We start from the raw sequence: 7,550 nt of genomic DNA on the forward strand, positions 1-7,550 counted from the left end.
CCCGCTCGACCCCAGCCCACAAGTCCAAGACCTGCTCGACTACCTCGACGAACGAGCCGACCCCATCTTCTGGGGCTAACGACCGGCTAACCTGATCCAACCGATGCACTGACCGGTTGAGCGCAAGACCACCTATGAGACTGCCTCGACCGCGCTCAGGCCAGCGGTATTTCCCGAGTCGCTTCGACTCAAAAGTCCGGCTCGAAAATAAATTCTCGTCTCCTGCGCTAAATCTACTGTGAGACGGCGTGATTCGGACCGAGCCGTAGCGACGAGCAGCGGGACCCGTGATGGATCTTCCCGTCTCGCAGAGCTTTTCCCGTCCTTCCTGTGGCCACTCGGTTAGTGGCGGCAGAGTCAGGGCGGCGTCGATCAGCCGGTGCGTCAGGTTCTTTCTCTCAGAAATTGCGTATAGGCCAACGCTTGGCGAATCAACTCGCCGATCGCCTCGACAGTCGGTGGAGCTTCAACATCACACGCATAACCGAGCTGCTCAAGCGCATCAACCGGCTCACCGCCGACGTTCGATGCAGTGGTGTGCACGCCTACTTGCCAAGTTCCAGCTCCAGCTCGGCGATGGTGGCCATGATGCTGGTGATAGCACGCCCCGTCGGAATGCTCGTGTCCACCCCTTCTCGCAGTGACCGGACGTGGATACCCCGAGTGGTCAGTTCGTGCAGAGCGGTGGCGACTTCCCGAACGGACCGTCCGAGCCGGTCTACGGCGGCGACGACGAGTTCGTCTCCTTCGCGGAGCCAGCCGATGCATTCCGTCCACCCGGGCCGGCTACTACCGGCGCGTCCGGAGGCGGTGTCGGTGAATACCCGGTCGGGAATGATGCCGGCGGCCGCGATGACATCGTGCTGTTGATCGACTGATTGCTGCCCGGTGGATACCCGGAGATACACGGCGGTGCTCATCGTTGTGTACAACAAATCCTGTCCGACAATCCATCCCGTGTCAGACCACGAGAAAGTCGGACTCGCTTGTGACACTGGGATATCGGACCCTTCGAGCTGGTCCGTTCCGAGGGCTGCGGACCGGCTCATACGGGTCCGGAATGTTTAGAAACCAGACAGCGGCCGTGGTTTCCGAAGGGTGTGCCCGTGATCAACCACCGAAAGGCTGCCATCTTCGGGATGGGATCGCTGAAGCCGTAGCCCGTGGTCGTCGATGACGCGATCGTCGTCCGCCCGCAGGGACACTGACGTGCGCCTTCGACCACCGAATCGCAAACGGTGCGAAGGTGGCACAGTTGCTCGGTAGCTCCGCCAACTCGTCGAGTCACCGGAGGCACCGATCAACTTACTTACGGGAGGGCCGCCGCCGACCACGAACGCCGACACGCGTGGCGACCACCAGAACCACCGTCCGAGCAGGACCACTATCGAGGGCACGACAAACGCCCGCACGACGAGGGTGTCGATGAGGAGCCCGACGCCGATGGTCGATCCCACCTGCGCGATGCTGAGCACATTGCCACCGAGCATCGCGAACATGCTGATGCCGAAAACGATTCCGGCGGTGGTGACCACGCCGCCGGTCCCGCCGAATGCCCGGATGACGGCCGTCTTAAGTCCGGCGTGTGCCTCTTCCTTCAGCCGCATGACCAGCAGCAGGTTGTAGTCGGCACCGACGGCCACCAACGCGATGAAAGCGAACGCGGGAACCGCCCAATGCAGCTCGCGTCCGAGCAGGTCTTGCCAGACGAGCACGCTGGCACCGAGGGCGGAGGCGTACGAGAGGACCACCGTTGTCACGACCACTACCCCGGCGACTAGGCTGCGCAGCATCAGCACGGTAATGAGGAAGATCAGCGTCAGCGCCACGATCGCGAGCAGCCGGTCACCATGCTCGACGAATGTCCGCAGATTGGCGGTGGCCGAACCCACCCCAGTGATGTGAACCGCCGGTTTTACCAGGGTGCCGTCCTTGGTCGCCTCGCCCACCGCCTGTTCGATTTCGGCGGAGCGGCGCGCGCCGTCGGAACCCCAGACATCGCCGTCACCGTAAACCAGCAACCGGGTCGCGTGGCCGTCAGGTGAGAACAGCATCTGCGCGACCTGGCGGAACCGCGGGTCGGAAAGTGCGCTCCGCGGCAGGTAAAACCCGCCGGACCCGGTTCCCTGGAAGTCGGTGCTGAGCTCGGTCAGGCGGTGGGTCATCTGCCGCAACTGGGGCTCGATCGAGTCCACAAGCCGGCCGAGTTCGGTCAGCGACGCCCGTATCGTCGGGACCGCCTCTGCTGCGCTGGCGAGCGCCGCGGTGGCGTCCGCGGATCCGTCGGTGAGTTGGGTTGCACTGTTGGATAAGGCATTGGTACTGCGCATGACGCCGTCGACCGGGTCGACCAGCCGAAGCATCGGCGCACACAGAAGATTATCGGGGCAGTTGGGAATCGTGTCGATGAAGTGTCGCAGCGGGTCCAGGTAGCCGGACACCGTGTCGATATCGTCGTGCAGTTGCTGCATCCCCGACCGCATGGTTTTGGTGCCCGTGCCAACTTCCCGCAGCCCCTCCGCCCCGCCGGTCAACCCGCGCTCGAGCTGGTCGACAGCGCCAGTGAGGCCAGCCAGTGTCGAACGCACCGTCTTGATCGACTCCAAGCTCGGGGAATCGGCGCTGGGGTCAAGTTGGTCGCCGATGACGCCAGCCTGGTGGGTCAGGGTCGCCTCGGATATGGGAGTCCCCGCCGGGCGGCTGACGGACTGGACCGACCGCACCCCCGGGATGGCCAAGATCTGCCGGGTCACCCCGTCGATGGCGATCAAGCCGGCGGGGCTGCGCAGATCGTGATCTGACTCGATGAGCACGATTTCGGGCAGCAGCTGATTCCGCGGAAAGTGGCGATCCATCGCCTGATAGCCCCGACTGGATTCGGTCGAGCCGGGTTGCGCGGTCAATTCTTTGAAACCCGCCCGCATGCCCAGCAGCGGCAACGTGCAGACCACTAGCGCTGCCGTGGCGGTCACCAGCATCAGCGCCGGCCACCGCGCAACGGCGGTACCCACTCGCCGCCAGCGTCGAATGTTGCGCGATCGGCGCGGCTCCGCCCCGCCGAACTGGGCGGCCAGCGCGATCAGTGCCGGCATCACCGTCAGGGAAGCCAGCATCGCAAGTAGGATCCCGATGGCACAGGGGATCCCAGCGCTGTGCAGCGTGCCGACCTTGGTGAGGGTCAGGCAGGACAACGCCGCGGCGATCGTCGTGGCGGAGGCTATGATCACCGGCGCGACCTTGCGGTGGGCGCCAGCCAGCGCAGGCGCGACATCGACACCGCTGCGGCGATTCTCGTGATAGCGCCCCAGCAGGAAAATCGCGTAGTCGGTTCCCGCGCCCAGAACCATTGCTGCCATCAGCGCTGACGAGAAGATCGAAACCTCGATGATGCCGCTTGCACCTAACGCGGCGACTACCGGTCTGGCGACTGCCAGCGATAAGCACACCGTGATCAGGGGCAGGGCGGCGGTGACAGCCGTTCGATACACCGCGAACAGCAGCAGCGTTATCAGCGCCACGGTGGCGACGGTGATCTTGATCAGCTGTGAATCCAGAGTGCGGAATTCGTCGACAAGGGATCCGCCAGGACCGCTGACATAGAGTCGCAGACCTTCGGGAGGCGGCCGCTGGACGACCGCCAAGCGCACGGCGGCGACGGAAGCGTCGGCCGTGGCGCTGCCCAATTGCCCCGACAACCTAAGCAACAGATACACCGCACGACCGTCGGCGCTTTGGCTTATCGGAGCGGTCAATGGATTGGACCACAGGTCCAGCATCGATTCGACATGGGCGCGATCCGATCGCAGCGCCGACATCATGCCCCGGTAGTAGCTGCGGTCGGCCTCGCGTAATGGGTGGTCGCTCTCGAACACCACGTACGTCAGGTTATCGCTGGTGGAATCGCCGAATAGCTGGCCTATTCGGACGGCAGCGACGTCGGCCTCGGCGTCGGTTGGGAGGAAGGACTGTGCATGCTCATGGATGACGCGCTCCAACTGAGGAATAGTGAGATTACCCGCGGCTGCCAACAGAACCCAGAGCCCAATCACCACAACTGGATAGCGGCTGCAGAGACCAAAGAAGCGGCCGCGGATACCGGCGAACCCCGGCGTCTGCTGCGTGCTATGCGCCTCTCCGAACTGACAATTCCAGCGAGCGCTTATGGAACGGAAAAGCTCAATCGCAGGGCTCATGGCGCACTCCTTAATCGTGCGACGCCCCGGGGCCGTGACGGTTGCCCGCCTATCGCGGCTGACGACTGACCACGGTCTGCTTTTCATTCATAACAAAGGCGATACACTCTGTCAGCGGGCTGATGCCAAACCATAGGGATTTTTGTGAAAGACCATAGGGCCTTCTTATGACAACTGCCGATATCTCCCGAAAACCATTCCGGCGACCGGCGACATCAGTGACAGCAGACAAACAACGAGACAAGATCTGATCGACTCCATATCTCTAGATACGAGATGACCGGACCGCTTCGCTGACTTGCGCAACTCCTGCGATCGATTAGGCGTAAACGAGGTGACCTTGTTTCCTGACCTCGATGGCCTGAGTCAACATCTGAACTGGTACCACACCTTGTTGTCAGACGAGAGGTGAAAGTCCACCAACCGCGTCGCGGTAACTCTCATTTCTGTGAGTACTGTCGCGGTCAGTGGCTGAATCCGACGCGATCCCGGCCGTCGATCTCGGTGTCGATTAGCTCGCCCTCAGCGGCGAGCATTTCGCGAGGTGATTTCACGCCGACGCTGCCCATCGGGTTTGGCGCAGGCCCGGGTCACGCCCGCTCAGCCAGTAACTCCTGAGCGCGCGCCAGTTCCGGCGCACCACCCTCGGCGGGCATCCGGCGGGCGACATCAACGAGCGCGTCGCGCGCGGATTGTCCACGCAGCTCGAAATCGTCCAGCGCTGCTCGCAACTCCAGCAGCGTGAAACCCTGGCGTCGGGCAAGTTCCCGCGCCGCAACGAGCTCCTCCTGGCGTTGATCCGCATCGGTTGCCGTGTGGGCGCGGAGGCGCATAATTTCGGCATCGTAGGAGAGCTGACCAATTCTGGCGGTGACCTCGAGCGAGGTGTCCAGCCAGGCGCGCGCGCTGTCGGGGTCATCGGCAATCCAGAAGCAGGCGTGCGGCTACCCCGTCGAAGAGAGATCGATACACCTCCAGCCCAATACGCCGCCACATGTCGAGCAGTTTGGTAAGCCGTGCGATCCGTCCCAGTAACTCATCGCGGTCACTGTTGGCACCGTGCGCGACCAACAACGCATCGGCCGCAGCGCGCGCGGTAGCGCCGTTCAGCCTGATCGTGTCGATGCCGTGTGATGCGGCCAGATCGTGGACCTGTCGCGCTAGCGTCGCAGCACCCTGGATATCGCCCCGCTCGAGCAGGGCCCAGAACCTAAGCGAATCTACATGGCAGGTGTTCATCACTCGACGGTCCGGACTGGTTCGCTCAACACGACGTTCCGCCCATGCCAGCATGGCGTCAGCGCCGACGAAGTCGCCGATGAGGACGCTGTCGAGCGTCCGCACGCTACCTAGATCGATGAACCCGTCGAGCCCGACAAATTCGATTGTCTGGGCGAATTGAGCGCCGTCGCCCGTCAGTATCTCTTCCCACGCGGCCAGGTGCTGGAAAGCGGATTCACGGTCGCCGCGAGCCAAGGCTACCCAGGCCGCTGTCGACTCGATGATGTATCGCAGCCAGGGACGCTGCTCATCGGTGCTTGCGCGCAGCATCTCGACGCCCTCAGCCATCGCGTTCATATCCGAACGCACACTGTGATAGCTGATGATCGCGGTAAGGGCCCCCAGCAGCTCGTTGTCTTTGGGGTGCGCTCCGAGTAGCTGTAAGCACGGTTCGAAATCTCCTGCGGCAGATGGCCTTTGGTAGCCGTCGACTATGCCGGCGAGATGTCCGCGCTCCAGCCTCAGACCGCATTCCAATCGGTCACGCTCGGAACCGGCAGCTATGCCGCGCAGCTGGTCGAGCGCCTTGGTGAGGTGTACCCGGGCCTCGGCGAGTGCGCCGCGCCGACGTGTTTGGGCGGCCGCGGTTCGGTAGGCCGACACAGCGTCGGCGAACCGCTCACCCTGCTCGTAGTGCGCGCCGACCAACGGCCAATCCGCCTCATCGCCGCCCCGGTCGACCATCGCGTCGGCGACGCGAGCATGCAGGGCGCAGGCAACACTGGGCGGCGCAAACTCCGCGGCGACCTCCCGCAATAGCTCGTGGCGGAAGCGCCAACTGTCAACGCCCCACGGCTCGAAGACCTGCGCGTCTTCCAGTTCGTCGATCGCGTCGTCGATAGCGGCCTCGGTGAGGTCCAGCACCGCTTGGAGCTCGCTGCGGTCTCCCTGCCTCCCGATGATCGCCGCCGCGCGAACCACAGGAACGGCGTGCGCGCTGGCCCGAAGCCTGGCGAACAGCGGCTCGTACAAGGCCTCCGGGACACCGGCTTCGCCCTGCTCCCCGGCGGCTCGCAACTCGGCGGTGATCTGTTCGATGTAGAACGGGATCCCGTCGCAGCGCGCGCGCACCGCGGCACGCTGCTCGGCCGTCAAACCGGGGCCGAGTGCTTCGGTCAGCGCGTCGGTCTGCTCATCGGTCAACGGCGCCAGATCGAACACCTTCGCGGGCCAGTCGGTCGGCAGCCATCCTCCGGCACGGCCGGTCGCCACCACCATCAGGCGGCCGGTCCCGCCGCGGAGCACTGTGCCGAGTACCTCCAGGCTCGACGGGTCGAACCAATGGACATCCTCAGCCACCAGCAGTGCCGCCTCGTCGCCGACACATGCCGCTAGGTAGTCGCCGACGGCCGAAACGATCATCTCCTGCAGTCCTTGGCCTTCGGCGATGACTGGCCGATAATCGCCGTCGGCCGGAACACCCACCACGCGCGCCAGGAACGGGACCATGTCCGCGGGATCGGATCCCACTGAACGTATTTCGGCTGCGAGCATTCTGAGCCGGTCGTCGGCGTCGGTGGACTGCTCGATGCCGCAGCGACTTTCGATCAAGGCGCGAAATGGATGCAGGCCGACGTCGGTGTGAAACGGCGACCCGTTGAGCTCCAGCACCGCACCGCTGTTGCGTTCGGCCAGCTCCGTCGCCGCACCGACGAGTCGGCTCTTACCGATGCCGGCCTCGCCGCGGAAGACCACGCCTGGCGTGGTCAGGTTGCCGGACTGCGCTCGCGCCCAAGTCTTCTCGAGGCGCGCGAGTTCACGGTCGCGGCCGATCAGTGGGCCTCGCTTGATCCTTGACGCCTCTGCTCGTTCCCTGATCACCCGCCAGTGGGCGACCAGCTCCGCGATCCCCTTGACCGAGGCCGGTTCGCGGCGCTCCATGTCGAACGCGTCGCCGATGAGCGACGCCACGACATCCGACACCACCACCGCCCCGGGCGGCGCCAATGAGCAAACGCGAGCGGCGAGATTGGCGCCAAGCCCGTAAACGTCGTCCTGGGCGACGTCGAGGTACACCAGCCCGCGGTGCACGCCCACCCTGACGTCGATACCCACACCGAACCGGCGCTGGGCCTG

Annotated in this window: 4 protein-coding genes and 2 pseudogenes; 1 reads left to right on the top strand and 5 read right to left on the bottom strand. The window is 64.4% G+C overall.

What is annotated here, in order from left to right:
- Positions 1-384: 384 nt before the first annotated feature.
- Both ACLQI9_RS10450 and ACLQI9_RS10455 read right to left on the bottom strand, forming a co-directional pair.
- The gene (locus ACLQI9_RS10450) at positions 385-543 is read right to left on the bottom strand and encodes a hypothetical protein (RefSeq protein ID WP_442378311.1); all 159 of its coding nucleotides are present in this window, start codon (positions 541-543) and stop codon (positions 385-387) included.
- Positions 544-545: 2 nt separating this feature from the next.
- Positions 546-920, bottom strand: coding sequence for a recombinase family protein (locus ACLQI9_RS10455; protein WP_442378312.1), 375 nt, complete (start codon positions 918-920; stop codon positions 546-548).
- Between the two features lie 177 nt (positions 921-1,097).
- Between ACLQI9_RS10455 and ACLQI9_RS10460 the strand changes: the two are divergent.
- Positions 1,098-1,302, top strand: a pseudogene (locus ACLQI9_RS10460) (2-oxo acid dehydrogenase subunit E2); the annotation flags it as partial.
- A gap of 38 nt (positions 1,303-1,340) precedes the next feature.
- Here the strand turns inward: ACLQI9_RS10460 and ACLQI9_RS10465 are convergent.
- From ACLQI9_RS10465 to ACLQI9_RS10475, 3 genes and pseudogenes are all read right to left on the bottom strand, one after another.
- Positions 1,341-4,280 (bottom strand): annotated as a pseudogene (locus ACLQI9_RS10465) (MMPL/RND family transporter); the annotation flags it as partial.
- Between the two features lie 503 nt (positions 4,281-4,783).
- The gene (locus ACLQI9_RS10470) at positions 4,784-5,026 is read right to left on the bottom strand and encodes a hypothetical protein (RefSeq protein ID WP_442378314.1); all 243 of its coding nucleotides are present in this window, start codon (positions 5,024-5,026) and stop codon (positions 4,784-4,786) included.
- 82 nt (positions 5,027-5,108) lie between these two features.
- Positions 5,109-7,550 (bottom strand): ATP-binding protein (locus ACLQI9_RS10475; RefSeq protein WP_442391647.1); only part of this gene is annotated, 2,442 nt, incomplete at its 5' end.

It is taken from the genome of Mycobacterium sp. (genome assembly GCF_052143115.1).
Classification (GTDB): domain Bacteria; phylum Actinomycetota; class Actinomycetes; order Mycobacteriales; family Mycobacteriaceae; genus Mycobacterium.